Genomic DNA, 18,172 nt, shown 5'->3' with positions numbered 1-18,172 from the left:
GTCAATCGCGACGTCGCTGTTGGAGCGGTGGTAGATTCGTCGCGTCGGCTCTCATGGCCGAGCCGGGCGACTCCCTACCGCACAGAGCGTCTCGTGAGATATCGATCAGTCGTCATCGTCGCCGCCGGGTTGACAGCCGCCCAGGCGTCATACGCGCAGCAGCGTATCGACCACGCCGAGCATCATCAGTTCGTGATCGACAACTTCAAGACGGAAAGCGGCGTGGTGCTGCCGAAAGCGATCGTGGTGTACGGCACTTATGGCCACCTGAACGCCGCGCACGACAACGCGATCCTGCTCCCGTCGCATTACATGGCGACCCACCACGGCTACGAATGGCTCATCGGGCCCGGGCGTGCCCTCGATACGGCGACGATGTTCCTCGTCGCCACGGAGCTCTTCGGCAACGGACACTCGTCGTCGCCGAGCAACACGCCGGAGCCGTACCACGGGCCGCGGTTTCCGGTGACGACCATTCGCGACAACGTCGAAGCGGTCCACCGGCTGCTGGTGGACGATCTCAAGATCACGCATCTCCGCGCGGTCATCGGTTTTTCGATGGGCGCCGAGCAGGCGTTTCAGTGGGCGGTGAGCTATCCCGATTTCGCCGATCGGATCGTCGCAACGTCGGGCACGGCAAAGGCGTACGGGCATGGCGTCGTGCGTCTCGAGGGCCAGATCGCCGCGCTCACCACCGATCCGACGTTCAACAATGGCGACTACACCACGCCGCCGAAGAAGGGCATGGAGGCCTTCGGTATGGTGTGGGCCGGATGGCTCTATTCGCAGGAGTGGTGGCGGCGCGAGCTTTGGAAAACTGTCGCGAAACCAGGCACGACGTTCGACCAGTACGTGAACACGTTTCGGACCGATTTTCTTTCGAGCGCCGACGCGAACGACGTGATTCTTCAGGCGCGCACGTGGCAGCGGCACGACGTGGGAACGACACCCGGGTTCAACGGCGACGTGGAGCGCGCGCTCCGGTCGATCAAGGTGCCGCTGTTGTACATGCCCTCGGAAACGGACCTGTATTTCCCGTTGACCGACGCTCGCTACGAGCAGCAGTTCATCGCGAAGGTCCAGTTCACTCCGATTCCGTCGTTGTGGGGGCATCCCGCCGGTGCCGGGGCAAGCCCGGCGGATCGCGACTTCCTCAACACGACGATCGGCAAATTCCTCGGCGGCCCCTGAGCGTGCGGTGCCCTCGCTACGAAGCGCTGACGACCAGCGGCCGAGCTTCCGAGAGCGTTTTTCCTTCGATTCGTTCGGCCTGAATCGACTGGTAGACGAGTAGCAACACGGCGCCCACCGCGACGATCTTCTGCGCGGTCACTTGCACGACGAGCCCGATCGGGGTCGAAGAACGCGGCCCCCAGTCGAGCACGACGACATAGGCGACGAGCAGCGCGACCATCGTGATCCAGCCGATGCCGACGCGAGGCGGCGCGTCGTCGGTGCGGCTCGCGGCCAGCCCGAGAAACAGCGGCACGGCGGGAAACGCTCGGAACGCCAGTTTCGTGAACAGCACGTGAATGGACAGCGCCCGGTTCTCCGGAGTCGCCGCCACGCCGATGAAGCACACGCAGACGAAGACGCCGACGAGGACCGCGACGCGAATCGGGAGAACCGCGCGAGACGTTCGGCCGTAGACCCGGGCGAGTCCGGCGAGGATCGCCGCCATTCCGACAACCAACACGACCAGGCTGACCACGAACAGCCACGCGCCCACCGGATTGGGCCGACCACTCCACGTCGTGGTGGCGCCGAGGTCGCTGAAGAAATTGTGAAAGAACTGGTAGCCCGATGTCGTATGGTCCCGATACGTGCCGCCGGGATAGACCAACATCGCGACGACGGCGCCGATCGCGGCGAACGCCGCGGCGCGCCGGCCCCAAATGAACAAGCGGCGGTCAGTCTGCACGAACGCAGCGCTGGTAGGACGCGGGGGTGATGCCGAGGTAGCGCTTGAACTGTGTCGTGAGATGGCTCTGATCGGCGAACCCGGTCACCGCCGCGACGAACGAACAGGGAAGCCCGTTGGCCAAAAGCTTCGTCGCGTGCCTGATTCGCGTCTGCACGAGGTATTGATGCGGTGAAAGGCCGACCGAGCGCGTGAACACGCGCACAAGATGAAAGGGGGATACCCCGGTTCGTAAGGAGAGAGCCCTGAGCGACGTCTGGTCGTTGTCGCCGTAGCAGTCCTCGAGAAGCTCCCGTGCGATGTGGACGACGCGCGGCTCGGCCGCTCGATCGTTCGGCTTCGAAACCACTCCCCGCCGGTGTCGATCCACGAGTCGTCCGACGGCCGTCGTCAGCGCCTCCTCGGACGCCGCCAAAGCGGCCCGATCCCCGATCACCGCGCGCTCGAGACGCCGCAGCTGCGACGCAACCAGGACGTCGAGCACGACCGGCGACTCGAGGTCCACGTTGTCACACTGGTCGTCACAGCCGGCGACGACTTCCCTCGGGACGTGGGCGGCGACGTACTCGAGCACGCCGGCTCCCGGCGCGACCGACCCGGTATGCACTTCCCCCGGCGGGATGACGACGATGTCGCCGTGGCGCGCAAGGTGAATGGTTCCACGGTACCAGAGGGTTCCCGCACCGCGCAGCACGAGGCCGATCGTGAAGAACTCGTGTGTGTGCTTTGGGAACGTCTGCGCGCGATACGACGACCGCATCAGCTCGACGGCGGTTCCGCTCGCCATGCGCACCGCGGCGAGCTCGGCGCGATCCCGCGGCGACGCCGCGGCTTCGTCGGGCGTGCGTTCGCTCATCGGTAGGGGCGGTTGCCTCACGTCAAGAATCCACAAGACACGACAGCACAGTCTTCTCTAATTCCAGATACTCGCGCAGTCGCGAGTGACGACATCGTATTCGACTGAGGAATCCCATGAAGTCGAACCCTGTTCCTGCCGAGCGTGGCGGCCACGCGCGTCGCCGCTCGGTCCGAAACGTTCGCCTCGCGCTCGCGTCCATGCTCGGCGTCCTCGGCGGATTCACCGCATGCACCCGAAACACGACGTCGACCTCGGCGTCGGGCCTGGTCGATCCTGCGCTGGCCGCTCGCGGAAAGGTGATCTTCCGATATGAGACGTTCGGCAACGAGACGTTTTGGACGGATTCGCTGCACATGCAGCAAGTGATCCAGAGCAGCGTCGACCCGACGACCGCTCTGTCCGTCGGGCTCAAGGTCGATACCGATTCCTTGCCGCCGGCCGTCGTGCAAGGAATCAAGAACGGCACGATCGACCTCAAGAGTCCGGCGACGACCGTCGCGCTCTTGAAGCTGAACGCGGTCGTGGGCGTGCGTGGAAAGGTGACGACCGTGAACGGCCGCGACGAATTGACGCGCGTCGGCATCACGTGCGCGCTCTGTCACTCCACCGTCGACAACTCGTTCGCGCCGGGAATCGGCAAACGGCTCGACGGCTACCCCAACCATGATCTGAATCCGGGCGCCATCATCGCGCTGTCGCCGGCCGTGACCGCCGCGCAAAAGGCGGTCTACAATTCGTGGGGGCCGGGCAAATACGACGCGCGTTACAACCTCGACGGCAAGAACGGGCCGTCGGTGCTCCCACCGGCGTACGGGCTGCTGGGTGTCCAGAGCATCACGTACACGGGCGACGGACACGAGATCTCATATTGGAATCGCTACGTCGCGGTCACGCAGATGCACGGACACGGAAGCTTCTCCGAATCGAGACTCACGCCGCCCGTGAACGTGCAGAATCCGCCCGACTCCGTGTCGGCGTTGCTCCCGGCGCTCCAGGAGTACCAGTTGAGTTTGTCCAAGCCGGTGCCGCCTCCGGGATCGTACGACGCGGCGGCCGCCGCTCGCGGCGAAGCGGTGTTTCGCGGCGCCGGCACGTGCGCGAGGTGCCACGCGGGAGCGACGTTCACCGACGCGCCGGGCAAACTCCATTCACCGTCGGAGGTCGTGAGCGAACCGGAACCGAACGGCGCACCAAGCCTCGCGTCGCGGAGCGCGACGAAACAGTACCGAACGACTCCGTTGCGCGGACTGTTGCAGCACGCACCGTACTTTCACAACGGCGTCGCGCCGACGCTGGAGGCGGTGGTCGAGCTCTACGACTCGAAGAAAGGCTTGCACCTCACCCCCGAACAGAAGTCGGACTTGGTGCAGTACCTGAAGACGCTGTAGCGCGCGAACGGCGCTAGCGCGCGCGCGCGAATCACCATCGTTCGAGCTGTCGCCTGTGTCGCAGCAGGTGACAGATCGCATGCTCGAGCAGCATCTCCGGATCGTACACCGGGCCCCATCGAACGGTGAACGTCAGTGCGCGAATGTCGTCCTCGCGCGCGTTACGCAGCGGCTCCACGGTCGATTCCGTGAACGTGATCCCCTCGGCCAGCAGGCGGCGCACGTCTCGCGGTGAGACGATGAGCGCGGGCTCGACCTGATAGTACTCGATGAAGTCCACGCCGCGCGCTTTGCGAATGTAGTGGGCGTAGCGGTGCGACGCGCCGCAGACGTGCGCGCACATGATGCGCGGCGACCTGGTGGTGGCGGAATTCTCCGGCCGCTCGCCGTCGAAGCGCGACGCGTCGAACCAGTCGGTCACGCGGCAGAAGTCCTCGGCGGCCCGGGCGTATTCGTCCATCAACGCCCCGAACATCCCGGAGCGCCCCGGGTGCTGAATGAATGTGGTCGGCATCGGGCCAATGTAATGCCGAACGGCTGACCTCGTTCGGCGCCGCCGTTGAGCTCGAAGCGCCCCGCCCGAGCTGTGACACGATCTTGCAGAGATAGGCGGTCGATGGATCGCCTATGCAATCCGACCCGAGGGCGCAACGCGAGGGTCCGAAACGTGAATCGGCAGGCGGGGCGGCACGGCGCACGAGTCCACTACGTCGACGCGGTTCGGGTCTGGGCAATCGCCTTGGTCTTCGTCGTTCACGTCGCCGAGGTGTTCAATCCGTGGGACGAATGGCATATCCAGAACGCCGAGCGGAGCCGACTAATCGGGGAGCTCGCTCTCATCCCGGCGCCCTGGGTCATGCCGATCATCATGCTGCTCGCCGGCGTGAGCGCCTGGTACTCGCTGCACCGTCGGGACAACCGGGCGTATTTTCGCGATCGCGTAGTCCGCGTGCTCCTTCCGCTGATCATCGGAACGCTCACGCTGGTTCCCCCTCAGGTCTATCTCGAGCGGCGGTTCCGCGGCCAGTTCAGCGGATCGTTCTTCGCGTTCTACCCTCGCTTCTTCGACGGCATCTATCCGAGGGGCAATTTCTCCTGGCATCACCTTTGGTTTCTGGCGCATTTGTTCCTGTACTCGCTGCTCGCGCTTCCACTCTTTCGGTACTGGATGCGAAACGGCAGCGGGCGAACGATACGTTGGGCGGCGAAGGTGTCGGGGCATCGCGGCGGAATTCTGTGGCTCGCGGTCCCGCTCATTCTCGAGCGCAACCTGCTCTGGGGTTTGTTCCCGGAGCGTCACATGCTGGCGAGCGACTGGTCGAATCACGCGCTCCTGTTCGTGGCGTACATCTACGGCTTCGTCCTCGCGGGCACGCCGTGGCTCGGGCGGGCGATCGACGCCCAATGGCCGCGCGCGTTCGCCGCCGCGGCGTTGGGAACGGCCTGTCTCTCGGTGGGAGCATGGACCGGGGTCGTCCCCGCGCGAATTCCGCCGCCATACTCGCTGGCGTACCTCGCATTCTGGACGCTCTACTCGATGGTCGCGTGGGCGTGGATGGTCGCCGTGCTCGGGGCGGCACGACGGTGGCTGGATCGCGACAGCGTGGTCGTTCGTTACGGGCGGCGAACGGGCTACACGGTGTACATCGTCCACCAGCCGATCATCGTCGCCGTCGCTTTTCTCGTCGTGCAGACCAACGCGCCGGTCGCCGTGAAGTTCACCGAGATCTTCGTGATCTCCGGCATCGCGACGTTTCTGTCGGCCGAGCTGGTGAGCCGTTTCGCCGGGCCGGCGTTCGTCGCGTTGTCCGGCGTGGCGCACGCCGCCTTGCAAGACGCACACGCGGAACACGGTCACGCGGACTGACTCGAGATTCGACGGCCCAGCCGCAATGAGCTTCCTGTTCCCGCGCGTCAACAACGCCAAGTCGACGGAGCTGATCGAGCTGAACCTTCACGAGGTGAACCAGCTGTTCAACTCGATGGACCCGTCGCCGTTCCCCGAGCGCGACCTCGACCAGGACGCCGACGAGTATATCGTGAGTTGGGCGCGAGAGTATCCGATGGACTCGCCGCTCGCCCTCCGCGTCCACCTCGAGCACTGGCCGGCGACCGACCCGACCCCCCTCGTCACGGACGCGATCCACCACTACTACGAGTATCGCGCAGGCATCGCCGATCTCGAATTCAAGCGAATCATTCGCGAGGGTCGCGTGGCGCTCGTGACCGGGCTCGTGTTCCTGGCCACCTGCATGCTGATCAGACACTTTGTCCCGGAAAGCGCCGGCGATTGGGCCGGGTATGTGCGCGAGAGTCTCACCATCGCCGGCTGGGTGGCGATGTGGCGGCCGATGGAGATGTACCTCTACGAATGGTGGCCCGTACTGCGGCGTGCCCGCGTCTTTCGAAAGCTGAGCGCGATGCCGGTCGAAGTGATTGGAGCGTCCAAGCTCGCGCTCGAAGGCCCGCGCCCCCGCCCCAGCCCCCGCGCCGGTTAGCCGTCAGTCGAGTCTGACTGTCGGTGACTGCGACGATATCTCGGGCTCGGCCACCACCGCGGCGCCGCCGCGCGCGTCGACCGGACGATACAGCAGTACGGGCACACGGCTCGATCGAAGCACTTTGTCGGCGACGCTCCCGAACAGCCAGCGCGACGCCCCTCGGCCGTGCGTCGACATCGCGACGACGTCGACGTCTTTTGCGCCGATCTGGTCCACGATCGACTGCGCGATCTGTTCGGCGATGACGACCTGCGATTCGACCGCGACGCCGGTCTCTTCGTGCAGTCGCCGCGAAACCGATTCGAGCTCGGTGGTCGCCTCGTCCGCCAACTGCTGGGTGGCCGCCGCGTCCGGGACGATGGGCATGCTCGTCACCGGCACAGTCGGCTCGTATGCCGTCATCACCGGGACGACCGGCACCACGCGCAGCAATACGATCGATGCGTGCGTCGCGCGCGCGAGATTCATCGCCGCCGGGAGGACGCCGATGGCCAACGGCGAACCGTCCAGCGGCACGAGGATGCGCTGGACGCTCTGCACGGCCGTGCGCCGCGTCGTCGTCGCATACTCCGGCCGCAGTATGAGCACTGGGATCGCCGACTTTCGCATCACCGCGTCGGCGACGCTGCCCAGCCAGGTGCGGCTGAAACCAGTGCGCCCGTGTGAGGTCATGACGATGAGGTCGGCGCCGGTGTCGCGCGCGCGCTGGCCGATCATGTCACCCGGCGCGCCACGCACGACCGCGCACGTCACTCTGACGCTCGCGCCCGATTCGAGCTCCCCGGCGATCGACTCGAGATACTTCTGCTCTCCAGTCGAATCAGCTTCCCAAGGCAAATCGGCGAAGCCGCCGAAAGCCAACGGCTCGTGAACGAGGACGAGATCGATCGTCGCCCGAGATTGACGGGCGATCGACGCGGCGTGGCCGATCGCTTCCTCGGCCAGCGAGGAACGGTCGAGTGGAACGAGCAGTTTGCGAAACATGAGGGTCTCGACTGAGACCGTAGCAGAGATCACGCCCGCGCGGAGGTCTTCCGCACAACGAGCACGGTGGCGCCCTGCACCGCCTGCCCCGTTCGCATTCTCTCCAACGCGGCGCCCGCTTGGGCGAGCGGCGCCGTCTCGACCGTCGGGCTCAACGAGAGTCGAGCGGCCACGTCCAGCACATCGCGAACGTCTTGACGCGTCACGTTTGCGACACTCTTGATCTCGCGTTCCATCCACAGATCGGTCTCGTATTTCAGACGCATCAGCTCGGACCGGTCGGCGTCGTTCTTTCGAATGGCGTTGATCACCAGACGACCCCCCGGCATCAATTTCGAAAGCGCCTCGACGACCGGTTTCCACGCCGGCGTCGTATCGATGATCGCGCCGAGCGGACGCGGTGGCTCCTCCGTTGCGTCGCCGGCCCAATCCGCACCGAGCTCTCGAGCGAACGCACGCTCCTTCTCGCTGCGAGCGAAAACGTAGATCGGCGAACTCGGATGCCGGTGGCGCGCCATTGGGAGCACGAGGTGCGCCGACGCGCCGAATCCGGTCAGTCCGAGCGGATCGCCATCCTGGATATCGGCGAGCCGAAGCGACCGCCACCCGATTGCGCCGGCGCACAGCAGCGGCGCCGCGTGCGCGTCGTCCAGCGACTCGGGAATCGGAATCGTGAACGCCGCCGGAGCTGAAACGTATTCGGCGTATCCGCCGTCGCCGTCGCAGCCGTTCGACTGGAATCGAGGACAGAGATTCTCCTGGCCCGACACGCACCAGCGGCACTCACCGCACGCCCAGCGGATCCACGCGATGCCGACTCGGTCTCCCTGCTTTCGCTCGCGCACGAGAGAACCGACCGCCTCGATTTCGCCGACGGCCTGATGGCCCGGAACGACCGGGTAGTGCGACGCGGAGACCCGCCCTTCCGCGACGTCCAAATCCGTTCGACAAACCGCGCACGTCGATACGCGGATCAGTACGTCGTTCTCGCCGAACGGCGGCCGCGGGGCGTCGACGAATTCGAGTTGCAGCGCGTCCTTCGCGTGGTGTGTCGGGCGGGTGAGGCGAATCGCTTGCATCGAGCCGTCCTCGGTCAACTGGGTTGCGACTCGGCCGCCGTCGGTGCGCCACTCCACCGCCCGAGCCGCGCCTCGTCGTACACGGACAGAAGCTCGACGAAGCAGGAAAGGACGAGCGGTCCAATGAACGCCCCCATCAGGCCGAACATGCGTACTCCGGCGAAAACGCCGATCAGCGTGACCATCGGATGGATTCCGGAAACACGCCGATACACTATGAGCCGCACGACGTTGTCGACGTTCGACGCGATGCCGCCGCCGAGGAAGGCCAGCAGCGCCGCGGCGCCGAAGCGGTGCGTGAAGAGCAGTACGACGATGCCCGGCAACCACACGAAGCCACTGCCGAGGATCGGCAGCACGGCCGCGCACGCCGTGACGAATCCCCAAAGCACCGCCGGATGGAGACCGACGAGCGCGAACGCGATGCCGACGATCGTGCCTTGCAGCGCACACGTGAGCATTGTGCCGAGAAGGAGTGCATCCGTGATCGCGCCAAAGCGTACGGCAAGTAGATCGGCGACACTCTCCGGCAAGCCGATCAATCGTTTGACGCGCGTCCACAGCGCCGGCGCGTTGAGAAGGAGGTAGTACAGCCCGAACAGCGCCAGCACGACGTTCAGAATCCCCGTGGCTACGCCACCCACGACCCGCACCGCGCGACCGGACAGCCAACCGAGCGCCGAGGTCAGGATGGCATCGATGTCCTTCGTCATGTCAGAGCCGCCGAACGGCGTCGACGCGAGCCACCGATTGACGTCTTCGGCGTTCAGCCCATGGAGCGAGTCCTTCGCCTCGTTGACGATCGTCGTCACGAGCCAGGCGCCGGGAACGAGCACGACGGTCAGCGTCCCGACGGCGACCACGACCGCGGACACGCGCGGCCGGATGACCGTGGCAAGGCGGTAGTGCAGCCGGCGCGTGAGGGCAAAGAGGATGAGCGCCCCCACGAGCCCCGAAACGAACGGGGCGACGGCGATGAGGATTCCGACGGCCAAGACCAGCAATGGCCAGCGCAAACTTGTCGCGGTGCTGACGTCGGTCGCCGGATCGTTGTTCATGCCCCGCTCGAGCGGACGGCAGTTTACATACCGGTCGGAGACGAGAGCGCGGCCGAGGCCGCCGTTGCGAGGCGGGCCGCGTCGTGCGCATTGTCCAGCATCCCGAAACGCACCTTCACGAGGCCGCATGCGACTTCCATTCGACCGTTCGATTCTTCTCGTCGTTCTGCTCGCGCCCGCCGCGCTCGCCCAAAAGAAAGTGAAGGAGCCGAAACCTGGCGCGGTCGAGCTCGTGCGTCTGGAGAACCAGTGGGCCGCGGGTCTCGTGAAGCGGGACCGCGCGCTGTTCGACAAGCTGCTCGCGCCCAAGTTCATCTATACGGAGAACGACAAGTTGATGCGCCGCGACGAGGTGCTGAACGACATCGCCGGCGGCAGCGACACGCTGACGGCGGCGCGCAATGAAGGGATGGAGGTTCACGAGTTCGGCGCCGTCACGGCCGCGGTTACGGGTTGGCTCATCGTCGAAGGCCGCAGCAAGGGTGTCCCGTTCGTCCATCGCTACCGGTTCACCGATACGTGGGTGAAGCGAAAGGCGGGTTGGGAGATCGTCGCCGCGCAGGACTACCTCGCGCCGAAATGAGTATCGAGTAAATAGACGCGGGCCGATCCGCGACCGGACTCGTCGCGGGCGCCTCGCGTCATAACAAAAGTCCAATCGTCCGCGCGCTCCTGCACGACGACCATTCGGCAGGAGAAGAGCGCGTGGCGAAACGCTTTTGGAACACCGGACCGGGCCGGGCACTTCGCGTGGCGCTCTGCGCCGTGCTTCCGCCGCTGGTCGCGTTCGCGGCCGAGGCAATATTGCTCTCCACGGTCACACGGTGGCTGATGTTCAACGCCGCGGTGATCGTCAGCTCCTGGCTTGGCGGTCTCGAGGCCGGCATCGCATCGACGATCCTTTCAGCCGCGCTCGTGTGGTGGTTCCTCATGCCGCCAGAGAACGGCCGCGCCGCCACGGACCCGGCGTATTTCCTCACCGTCGTCATCTTTCTCGCGATCGGCACCGCGGTCAGCTATTTCCACGAGAGCCTGCGACGGGCGAGGCGCGCGCTCGGCACCACGGCGAACGAGCTCGAGGAAGCGCAGCGGCTCGCGCACATCGGGAGTTGGGCCTGGGACTTTCGCACCAAGACGGGCTGGTGGTCCCCCGAGCTGTATCGCATACACCGGCGTGATCCCGCGCTGCCGCTGCCCGGACCGGAGGAGCTCGGCCGCTTCTTCACCCCCGAGAGCGCGGCCTCGATTCGCGCGGCGGTCGAGCGCATGATGCGTGACGGAACACCCTTCGAGCTCGAGTTGGAAGCGGTTTTTCCGGACGGGGGCAGCTGTTGGGTCTCGACGCACGCGGAGGCGGTGCGCGATTCGTCCGGACACCTCGTCGGCCTGCGCGGGACGTCGCAGGACATCACGCACGTCAAGACGCTCGAGCGCATGAAAGAGGAGTGGACGTCGGTCGTCGCCCACGACCTGCGCCAGCCGATCGGCGTCATCGCGATGTCTGCCGAGATGCTGCCCGACGCTCAGCCGGGCGACGTCACAAAACCCGTGGCGGCGAGCGTACACCACATCCGATCAGCCGCGCGTTCGCTCAACCGCATGGTGAACGACCTGATGGACGTGTCTCGGCTCGAGGCGCACCGGCTTTCGCTCGAGCGCGACTGGCACGAACCCGCGAAGCTCGTTCACGAAACACTCGATCACCTCCGCCATTTGACGCCGCACAGCGACGTCACCGTAGCCGCCGGGGGCGCGTTGCTACCCGTGTACGTCGATCGCGACCGCTTCGAGCAGATACTCGGCAATCTCGTGAGCAACGCGGTGAAGTACGGCGACGGGAAGCAAGGCATTCGCGTGGAGCTGGTGCAGACCGGCAACGACGTCCGATTCGGCGTCGTGAACCACGGGAAAGGCATCCCGACGGAAGAGCTCACTCGGATCTTCACGCGGTTCGGCCGAACGAAAGGCGCGTCCGGCAGCGGCGTGTCCGGCCTGGGCCTCGGACTCTACATCGCGCGCGGCCTCGTCGAGGCGCACGGTGGTCACATGTGGGCGGAGAGCGTTCCGGGCGACACGACGACGATCAACTTTTCCCTGCCCTGCCACGACGGCGCGGAAGCGGCCGCGTGATACGGCGATCGGGGCTTGACGCGACTACCTGCAGCCATAACTATATAGGTTATGACCTATGTAGATACACTTGTCGCGCTCGCCGATCCCACCCGGCGCGCGATGTTCGAAGCGCTGCGCGAGCGGCCGCGCACCGTCGGCGAACTCGCCGAGCGCGTGCGCGTCCGCCAGCCGACCGCCTCGCAGCATCTGCGCGTGCTTCGTCACGCGGCGCTGGTGACCCACAGCCCGCAGGGAACGCGCCGCTACTACCAGGCATCGCGCGAGGGGCTCGACGCGCTCCGCCGTTACGTCGAGTCGCTGTGGGACGACGTGCTCGCCGCGTACGCCGCGAGCGATCCAGCGCCGGTCGCGCGATCCAAGGGTAAGCCTCGCAAAGCAGGCGCGCGACAATCGACCTCAAAGCGCCGGCAGACGGCGTCGCACCCATGACGCGAAACCCCGTCGATACGTCGCCCATTGTCCGCGCCGTGTCGGTGTCGTGGCCGCCGGACGAAGCGTTCCGCCGATTCGCGATTGACTTCGGCGCGTGGTGGCCGCGCTATACGCACTCCATCGGTGGCCGGCGGGTGAAACGCGTCGTGCTCGAGCCGCGCGTCGGCGGCGCGCTGTTCGAGGAGCACTACGACGGAACGCGCTACGCCTGGGGCACGGTCACCGCCTTCGATCCGCCGCGCCGGATCGCCTTCACCTTCCATGCGTCGTATGCGGAACAGGACGCGCAACGCGTCGACGTGTCGTTCACGCCCGAGGCGACCGGAACGAGGCTGGAGCTCGTGTCCTCCGGCTGGGAGCGGATGGGCGATGCGGCCCGCCGGTCGCGCGGCGGCTACGCGATCGGCTGGGGCGCGATTCTCGACCGATACGCCGAGCGGTTCAGCGCAGGCGAGCTTCTTTTTTTCGCGATCGCGTGGGGAATCGACGTCACGGGTCAACGTGGGAAGTTCATGCGGAACAGCCTGGGCCGGGTTCCCCCTCGATGAGGTAGGACTCCCAAAGAGGATGATCATGCGAAGATGCAATGCGTCGCGCGCTTTCGTCTATGCTCACGGATTCGCCTCGGCGTTCGCGCCCCCTTCTAGCGCGCGCCGCGCGCGGGCCTAGAATCGGAGCATGGCGCTGGTCGTCTTTCTCCGCGGCGTGAACGTTGGCGGGCACCGTAGGTTTCGCCCTTCGTTGCTCGCCACGCAACTCGAACGGTACGACGTCGTGAACATCGGCGCCGCCGGCACCTTCGTCGTGCGCAATGCCGGTTCTCGGTCCGCGTTCGAGGCGGCGCTTCGGAGCGCGCTCCCCTTCGACACGCACGTCATGATCTGCGACGCGCGTGACCTGCTCTGCGCGCACGCGGAGCATCCGTATGACGCGCGACCGCCGCGCGCCGGTGTCGTCCGCTTCGTCAGCGTGCGGTCGAAGGCGAGCCGTCTCCAGCCGTCGCTTCCGGTGCAACTCCCGCACGCGGGCAGATGGCTCGTCAGGGTTCTCGCCGTGGAGGGTCAGTTCGTCTTCGGCGAGTATCGCCGGCACATGAAGACGATCGGCTACCTCGGCCAGCTCGACAAGCTCGTCGGCGGGCCGGTCACGACGAGAAATTGGAATACGATCGCGACGATCGTCGCGCTGCTGGCTCAACCGAACAGCGCGCCTACTCTGCGCGCATCAACGCTTCGGACATCGCGAAGCGAACGAGCGCCGCGCGGTTCGACAGACCGAGCTTGACCATTCCGGTGGCTCGGTGGGTCTCGACCGTCTTGACGCTGACCGAGAGCACCGCGGCGATCTCCTTATTGCTGTGCCCCAGGCCGAGAAGGTGAAGCAGCTCCGATTCGCGAGCGGTCAGTCGCTCGGCTCCGTCCCCAGCGTTTACATCTTTGCATCCACGTGCGCGCGCGGAAGACGCAACGTGAACGTGCTTCCGCCGCCGAGCACACTCGACACGGTCACGTCGCCGCGCATCGCGCGCGCGAGCTGACGGCTGATGGCCAAGCCAAGCCCGACCCCGCGATCGTTCCCCCGGTAGCCGCTCGGCTCGAGCTGCACGAACGGAACGAAGATCGCATCGAGCTGGCTCGGCGGGATGCCGCCTCCGGTGTCCCGCACGTCGGCACGGACCCATTGTCCGTCGGGACGGCAATCGATTTCCACCTTACCGCCGGCCTCGGTGAACTTGATCGCGTTCGCGACCAGATTCACGAGAATCTGATCGACTTTCTCTCGGTCGGCGCGCACGATCATGCCCGCGGCGCACGACGTCTCGAGCGTCAAGCCTTTCGCGGCGATCTGCTGCTCGACCATGGGCCGCAATTCGGCGAGAGCGCTTTCCATCGGAAACTCGTCGATCGATATCTGCACCTGACCGGCTTCGATCTTGGCGAAATCGAGCACTTCCGAAATGAGTCCCCGCAAATGCCCGGCGCTGCGCTTGATACGGCGAAGATCGTTCGCCTGCTCCGTTCCCATGGGCCCGTGCACGCCCGTTTCGAGCAGATCGACGTAGCCGACGATCGCGTTGAGCGGAGTACGAAGATCGTGGCTCATGTTCGCGAGAAACTCCGCCTTGACGCGATTCGCCTGCTCGGCTTCGATCGTTCGATCCGCCAACTGATCGTTCGTCGTCTGAAGTTCGGCGTTCAACGACTCCATCTCGGCCGCCTGATTCTGAAGCTGCTCATTGGTCGCTTGCAGATGCTCGTTCATCATTTCCATCTCGACGGCTTGGTCGTGCAGGCTCGTGTTCGCCGACTCGAGCTCGTCGGCACGTTGGTGCACTTCGCGTGACAGGCGCGCCTCGGTCGCCGCCGACCTCGACAAGATCGTGCTGATGACCAAAGCGAGAAGCGCCGCCGCGCCCGCGCCCAGGATGACGATCCACACGAATCGGCTCTGGTTCGCCTGTTGGCTGGCGGTGCGATTCTCGAGGAGGCGCGTCTGCTCACGGCTAATCGTGGCGAGAATGGCACGCGCGGAATCCATCAACGGCTTGCCTCCGTTGTCGGCCATCAAGTCGGCGCGAACGCGCTCGAAGCCGCGGTCCCGCCGCGTGGCGATACGCGACGCTAGAACCGCGAAGCGTCGGTGCACCAGGTCGGCCAATGTATCGACTCGTGCCTGCTGCGGAGCGTTGTCCGCGGTGAGACGGCGAAGGTCGGCGACGTAGGAGACGGCGTCTTCTTCGGCGCCTCGATACGGATCGAGAAACGCGGTGTCGCCCGTGATGACGTATCCCCGTTCGCCCGTCTCGGCGTCGACCATCCGGGCCAACACCTGGCTGTTCGCCTCGATCACCTGGTGCGTGTGGGCGACGACGCGCGCCGCATCGCGCGTGCGTTGAACGCCCTCGTATGCCATGACGCCGAACACCAGAACGATCGCAGCCGACAAGAACGGTGCGACCGTCCTGCCCAGTGGGCCCAGCTGAAACGGTGGATGACTCTCGCCGGGTCGCATCGGCTGGAAAGCTTCGGCCGGGCGCCGACCCCGGCAAGTCCGCCGGCGGAATTAGCGTGACAGCTGCCTTACTCCACGATGATCGTCCCGATCATTCCGAACGCCACGTGCGCCGCGCAATAGTAGTGATACGCGCCGACGGGAACGCCCGCGAACGAGACGAGATACGTCTCGCTTGGATTGACGAGCATCGGGCTGGCGAGCGCCCCCGACGTCCGGCCCATGTTGGGCTGAAGAATGCTCGACGCCCCGGACGGAATGCTGTCGGCCCAGAAGACCACGTTGTGCCCTGGACCGGCGACCAGCGTCCAGCGCACGCCGTCTCCCCGTTTGATCGTGAGCGTCGCCGGAGAAAAGCGGTAGTTGTCGCCGGCGGCGATCATCTTCACGTCCCAGGTTTTTCCGGTAATCGGCTGGGGTGCCGCACCGGTCGCGGCCGCAGCCGCGCCGGTTCCGGGCGTGCTAGTCGCGCCGGAATTCGGTCGTGCCGCGGGCTGTTCGCCCTTGCCGCACGCGGCGATCGCGAGGGCGGTTGCCACCAAAGCGGTTGTTCGCATGTCGCCTCCAGATCGTCACGGCTCCTTCGCGTATGCAAGAATGACGACCTTGTCGGTGAAGGCACTGTCCAGTTCGGCAGGTGCGAAGCGTGACGCGCAGGATCTCGCGCCGGGGAAAGCCGTCACCGTCATCGTGAGTCGGCCGAGGGGGCTTCTCCACCGTGTTGTCCGGCGTCCATTACCGATTCGACGTGGACAAGGGACTCCAGATCGGGCGCGCGATCGCCGCAACCACGCCGGCGGTGCCGGATCTGAGCGGTGTGGTCGGCGTCAGTCCCTGACCGCATCGGGAGCGAGCGATATTTTAGGCAGCCGGTGGTGTCGTCTTCCGACGCGACCACCGCCGGCGACGTTACTCCTCGCTCTGACTGGTGCCGCCAGACCGAAAGCGACCGCATCTCACGCGCGCCCTCTCACACCGCAACTACCGCCTGTTCTTCAGCGGTCAGAGCGTGTCGCTCATGGGCACGTGGATTACCCGCATCGCGACCAGCTGGCTCGTCTACCGTCTGACCGGGTCGGCATTTCTTCTCGGGATCGTCGGCTTTTGCGGTCAGATCCCGACGCTCGTGCTGGCGCCGTTTGCCGGCGTGCTGGTCGACCGGCACGACCGGCATCGCATGCTGGTCTGGACCCAAGTCCTCTCGGCGCTCCAATCGTTGGCGCTCGCGATCCTCGCGTTCACGCACGTCATCAACGTCGCCTGGATTCTGGTGCTTCAGGTGGCCCAGGGCATCATCAACGCGTTCGACACGCCGGCGCGCCAATCGTTCGTCGTCCAAATGGTCGACGATCCCGCTGACTTGCCCAACGCGATCGCGCTCAATTCGACGATGGTCAACAGCAGCCGCATCATCGGCCCGTCGATCGGCGGCATCATCATCGCGGCGGTTGGCGAGGGTTGGTGCTTCCTGATCGACGCGATCTCGTACGGCGCGGTGATCTGGTCGCTGCTCGAGATGCGCGTGCCGCGCGCCGAGGCGCATTCTCGGCGTCATGGATCGATGCTCGAGGAGTTGCGGGACGGATTTCGCTACGTGAGCGGTTTCCTGCCCGTGCGGACCGCGCTCCTGTTGCTCGCCCTCGTGAGCGCGATGGGCATGCCCTACTCCGTGCTCATGCCCGTCGTCGCGGCGCAAACGCTCCGTGGCGGCGCACACACGCTTGGATTTCTCATGACCGCGTCGGGAGCCGGCGCCGTGGCCGGCGCGCTCTACATGGCGTCGCGGCGAACCGTGCTCGGGCTCGGCCGGGTCATGGTGGTGTCGACGGCGATGTTCGGCTCCGCGCTCATCGCGTTCGGTTTCGCGCGCTCGCTCTGGTTTGCGTTGCTCGTGCTGCCGGTCGTCGGCGCGGGCTTCATGACGGAAATGGCGGCGACCAATACCATCGTGCAGACGATCGTCGAAGAGCGGCTTCGCGGACGCGTGATGGCGTTCTATACCATGGCGTTCCTCGGCAGCGCGCCGCTCGGCAGCCTCATGGCCGGCATCGTCGCGGCTCGCATCGGTGCGTCGGCCACGATCATCGTCGGAGGAGCGGCGTGTCTGGCCGGCGCCGCGTGGCTCGCGTTCCGACTACCGCTGCTCCGCGAGCATGTGCGTCCGATCTACGTCGAGCTCGGACTGCTCTCGGCGACCCAGGCAGACACCGGAGCGACGCGAGGCGTGGCCTAAGCGCTGCTTGAAGGAACGCGCGCTCGGCCGCGCCAGTTTTCGCGAACGATGAGCCTAAAGGCGCGTCTTGACTTCCGGCGCGGCATACGTGTCGGGCCGCGGCGTGACTCGGTTGCCGCTGCCACGCAGACCGAACAAGCCGAGCAGTCCGAGGAGGCCGAACCAACCGGAGCCTCCGTGGTTGCCGCTGCCGTCGTTGCCTTGCGCGTACGTGCCGGCCGCCGTGCCGCCGCTAGTCGTGTCGCTGACTGCTCCCGACGTGTCGCCGGCGATGATTCCGGTTCCGGTTCCACTGCCGCCAGTCGTTCCCGGTTGCACGGTCGATCCGGCCGGCGGCGTCATGGCGCCATTCCCGCTCGTCGGCGGCGTACCCCGCTGTGTCGCGGGCCCAGGTTGTCCGACCGTCCCCGGCTGCTGATTCGTCGGACTGCCCGCTTGGGCAAGCGCCGGCAGACCGATCAACACGGCGAACGCCGCGGCGGCCGCGCTCGTCATCAAGGTATTCTTCATAGCATCCTCATCCACGAGTTGTGCACTGTGATCTGGCGGCGGGGAACGCTAGCCGCGCAGCG

The 18,172-nt window shown here is 66.0% G+C and carries 19 protein-coding genes; 10 read left to right on the top strand and 9 right to left on the bottom strand.

Features of this window, described 5'->3' with window-relative positions; translation table 11 throughout:
- Positions 1-93: 93 nt before the first annotated feature.
- A complete protein-coding gene (locus VGQ44_01285; protein HEV8445413.1) occupies positions 94-1,191 on the top strand; it encodes an alpha/beta fold hydrolase in 1,098 nt (365 codons plus the stop codon).
- 16 nt (positions 1,192-1,207) lie between these two features.
- On the opposite strand, the gene VGQ44_01280 is transcribed toward VGQ44_01285, so the two are convergent.
- Both VGQ44_01280 and VGQ44_01275 read right to left on the bottom strand, forming a co-directional pair.
- Positions 1,208-1,921 carry a DUF998 domain-containing protein gene (locus VGQ44_01280; protein HEV8445412.1) on the bottom strand — a complete coding sequence of 238 codons (714 nt, stop codon included), beginning with the start codon at positions 1,919-1,921 and terminating at the stop codon, positions 1,208-1,210.
- On the bottom strand, positions 1,911-2,777 hold the full coding sequence (locus VGQ44_01275; protein ID HEV8445411.1) for an AraC family transcriptional regulator: 867 nt from the start codon (positions 2,775-2,777) through the stop codon (positions 1,911-1,913). Before VGQ44_01275 ends, VGQ44_01280 begins: the two co-directional genes overlap by 11 nt.
- A 116-nt stretch (positions 2,778-2,893) precedes the next feature.
- On the opposite strand from VGQ44_01275, the gene VGQ44_01270 reads away from it, so the two are divergent.
- Complete coding sequence (locus VGQ44_01270; protein ID HEV8445410.1) at positions 2,894-4,168, top strand: hypothetical protein; 1,275 nt, start codon at positions 2,894-2,896, stop codon at positions 4,166-4,168.
- Between the two features lie 31 nt (positions 4,169-4,199).
- On the opposite strand, the gene VGQ44_01265 is transcribed toward VGQ44_01270, so the two are convergent.
- Complete coding sequence (locus VGQ44_01265) at positions 4,200-4,682, bottom strand: hypothetical protein (GenBank protein ID HEV8445409.1); 483 nt, start codon at positions 4,680-4,682, stop codon at positions 4,200-4,202.
- A gap of 153 nt (positions 4,683-4,835) precedes the next feature.
- Between VGQ44_01265 and VGQ44_01260 the strand changes: the two genes are divergently transcribed.
- Together VGQ44_01260 and VGQ44_01255 are read left to right on the top strand one after the other, a co-directional pair.
- Complete coding sequence (locus tag VGQ44_01260; protein HEV8445408.1) at positions 4,836-6,035, top strand: acyltransferase family protein; 1,200 nt, start codon at positions 4,836-4,838, stop codon at positions 6,033-6,035.
- A gap of 25 nt (positions 6,036-6,060) precedes the next feature.
- Positions 6,061-6,666, top strand: a complete 606-nt coding sequence (locus VGQ44_01255; protein HEV8445407.1) for a hypothetical protein — start codon at positions 6,061-6,063, stop codon at positions 6,664-6,666.
- 3 nt (positions 6,667-6,669) lie between these two features.
- Here VGQ44_01255 and VGQ44_01250 read toward each other — a convergent pair whose 3' ends face one another.
- Genes VGQ44_01250 through VGQ44_01240 form a run of 3 tightly spaced genes read right to left on the bottom strand, consistent with a single transcriptional unit; the run spans position 6,670 to position 9,790 of the window.
- Complete coding sequence (locus tag VGQ44_01250) at positions 6,670-7,653, bottom strand: universal stress protein (GenBank protein HEV8445406.1); 984 nt, start codon at positions 7,651-7,653, stop codon at positions 6,670-6,672.
- A gap of 29 nt (positions 7,654-7,682) precedes the next feature.
- Positions 7,683-8,732, bottom strand: a complete 1,050-nt coding sequence (locus tag VGQ44_01245) for an alcohol dehydrogenase catalytic domain-containing protein (protein HEV8445405.1) — start codon at positions 8,730-8,732, stop codon at positions 7,683-7,685.
- Positions 8,733-8,746: 14 nt separating this feature from the next.
- Positions 8,747-9,790: an AI-2E family transporter gene (locus VGQ44_01240; protein HEV8445404.1), complete on the bottom strand. Its 1,044-nt coding sequence runs from the start codon at positions 9,788-9,790 to the stop codon at positions 8,747-8,749.
- Positions 9,791-9,917: 127 nt separating this feature from the next.
- Between VGQ44_01240 and VGQ44_01235 the strand changes: the two genes are divergently transcribed.
- The 5 genes from VGQ44_01235 (at position 9,918) to VGQ44_01215 (ending at position 13,639) form a co-directional block, all read left to right on the top strand.
- Positions 9,918-10,373 carry a nuclear transport factor 2 family protein gene (locus tag VGQ44_01235; protein ID HEV8445403.1) on the top strand — a complete coding sequence of 152 codons (456 nt, stop codon included), beginning with the start codon at positions 9,918-9,920 and terminating at the stop codon, positions 10,371-10,373.
- Positions 10,374-10,495: 122 nt separating this feature from the next.
- Positions 10,496-11,920, top strand: coding sequence for an ATP-binding protein (locus tag VGQ44_01230; GenBank protein ID HEV8445402.1), 1,425 nt, complete (start codon positions 10,496-10,498; stop codon positions 11,918-11,920).
- 51 nt (positions 11,921-11,971) lie between these two features.
- A complete protein-coding gene (locus VGQ44_01225) occupies positions 11,972-12,352 on the top strand; it encodes a metalloregulator ArsR/SmtB family transcription factor (protein ID HEV8445401.1) in 381 nt (126 codons plus the stop codon).
- Positions 12,349-12,903, top strand: a complete 555-nt coding sequence (locus VGQ44_01220; GenBank protein ID HEV8445400.1) for an SRPBCC domain-containing protein — start codon at positions 12,349-12,351, stop codon at positions 12,901-12,903. The genes VGQ44_01225 and VGQ44_01220 overlap by 4 nt, the downstream gene beginning before the upstream one ends.
- Positions 12,904-13,033: 130 nt before the next feature.
- Positions 13,034-13,639, top strand: a complete 606-nt coding sequence (locus VGQ44_01215; GenBank protein HEV8445399.1) for a DUF1697 domain-containing protein — start codon at positions 13,034-13,036, stop codon at positions 13,637-13,639.
- A gap of 144 nt (positions 13,640-13,783) precedes the next feature.
- On the opposite strand, the gene VGQ44_01210 is transcribed toward VGQ44_01215, so the two are convergent.
- Together VGQ44_01210 and VGQ44_01205 are read right to left on the bottom strand one after the other, a co-directional pair.
- Positions 13,784-15,367: a CHASE3 domain-containing protein gene (locus tag VGQ44_01210; GenBank protein HEV8445398.1), complete on the bottom strand. Its 1,584-nt coding sequence runs from the start codon at positions 15,365-15,367 to the stop codon at positions 13,784-13,786.
- Between the two features lie 68 nt (positions 15,368-15,435).
- Positions 15,436-15,924 (bottom strand): plastocyanin/azurin family copper-binding protein, encoded by a 489-nt coding sequence (locus VGQ44_01205; protein ID HEV8445397.1) that lies wholly within the window; start codon positions 15,922-15,924, stop codon positions 15,436-15,438.
- Positions 15,925-16,295: 371 nt separating this feature from the next.
- Here VGQ44_01205 and VGQ44_01200 point away from each other — a divergent pair, with 371 nt between their 5' ends.
- Positions 16,296-17,600: an MFS transporter gene (locus tag VGQ44_01200; protein HEV8445396.1), complete on the top strand. Its 1,305-nt coding sequence runs from the start codon at positions 16,296-16,298 to the stop codon at positions 17,598-17,600.
- A 54-nt stretch (positions 17,601-17,654) separates the two neighbouring features.
- On the opposite strand, the gene VGQ44_01195 is transcribed toward VGQ44_01200, so the two are convergent.
- Positions 17,655-18,110: a hypothetical protein gene (locus VGQ44_01195; protein ID HEV8445395.1), complete on the bottom strand. Its 456-nt coding sequence runs from the start codon at positions 18,108-18,110 to the stop codon at positions 17,655-17,657.
- Positions 18,111-18,172: the final 62 nt, after the last annotated feature.

It is taken from the genome of Gemmatimonadaceae bacterium (genome assembly GCA_036003045.1).
Classification (GTDB): Bacteria; Gemmatimonadota; Gemmatimonadetes; order Gemmatimonadales; family Gemmatimonadaceae; genus JAQBQB01.
Note: the sequence above shows the minus strand (reverse complement) of the source record. Positions and strands in the feature narration are given on the sequence as shown.

Bases quoted from the DNA above. Each gene is read 5' to 3' on its own strand.
- VGQ44_01240 (HEV8445404.1), bottom strand. From the start codon at position 9,790: ATGAACAACGATCCGGCGACCGACGTCAGCACCGCGACAAGTTTGCGC.
- VGQ44_01250 (HEV8445406.1), bottom strand. From the start codon at position 7,653: ATGTTTCGCAAACTGCTCGTTCCACTCGACCGTTCCTCGCTGGCCGAG.
- VGQ44_01245 (HEV8445405.1), bottom strand. From the start codon at position 8,732: ATGCAAGCGATTCGCCTCACCCGCCCGACACACCACGCGAAGGACGCG.
- VGQ44_01215 (HEV8445399.1), top strand. From the start codon at position 13,034: ATGGCGCTGGTCGTCTTTCTCCGCGGCGTGAACGTTGGCGGGCACCGT.
- VGQ44_01225 (HEV8445401.1), top strand. From the start codon at position 11,972: ATGACCTATGTAGATACACTTGTCGCGCTCGCCGATCCCACCCGGCGC.
- VGQ44_01255 (HEV8445407.1), top strand. From the start codon at position 6,061: ATGAGCTTCCTGTTCCCGCGCGTCAACAACGCCAAGTCGACGGAGCTG.
- VGQ44_01220 (HEV8445400.1), top strand. From the start codon at position 12,349: ATGACGCGAAACCCCGTCGATACGTCGCCCATTGTCCGCGCCGTGTCG.
- VGQ44_01205 (HEV8445397.1), bottom strand. From the start codon at position 15,924: ATGCGAACAACCGCTTTGGTGGCAACCGCCCTCGCGATCGCCGCGTGC.
- VGQ44_01195 (HEV8445395.1), bottom strand. From the start codon at position 18,110: ATGAAGAATACCTTGATGACGAGCGCGGCCGCCGCGGCGTTCGCCGTG.
- VGQ44_01265 (HEV8445409.1), bottom strand. From the start codon at position 4,682: ATGCCGACCACATTCATTCAGCACCCGGGGCGCTCCGGGATGTTCGGG.
- VGQ44_01270 (HEV8445410.1), top strand. From the start codon at position 2,894: ATGAAGTCGAACCCTGTTCCTGCCGAGCGTGGCGGCCACGCGCGTCGC.
- VGQ44_01235 (HEV8445403.1), top strand. From the start codon at position 9,918: ATGCGACTTCCATTCGACCGTTCGATTCTTCTCGTCGTTCTGCTCGCG.
- VGQ44_01210 (HEV8445398.1), bottom strand. From the start codon at position 15,367: ATGCGACCCGGCGAGAGTCATCCACCGTTTCAGCTGGGCCCACTGGGC.
- VGQ44_01275 (HEV8445411.1), bottom strand. From the start codon at position 2,777: ATGAGCGAACGCACGCCCGACGAAGCCGCGGCGTCGCCGCGGGATCGC.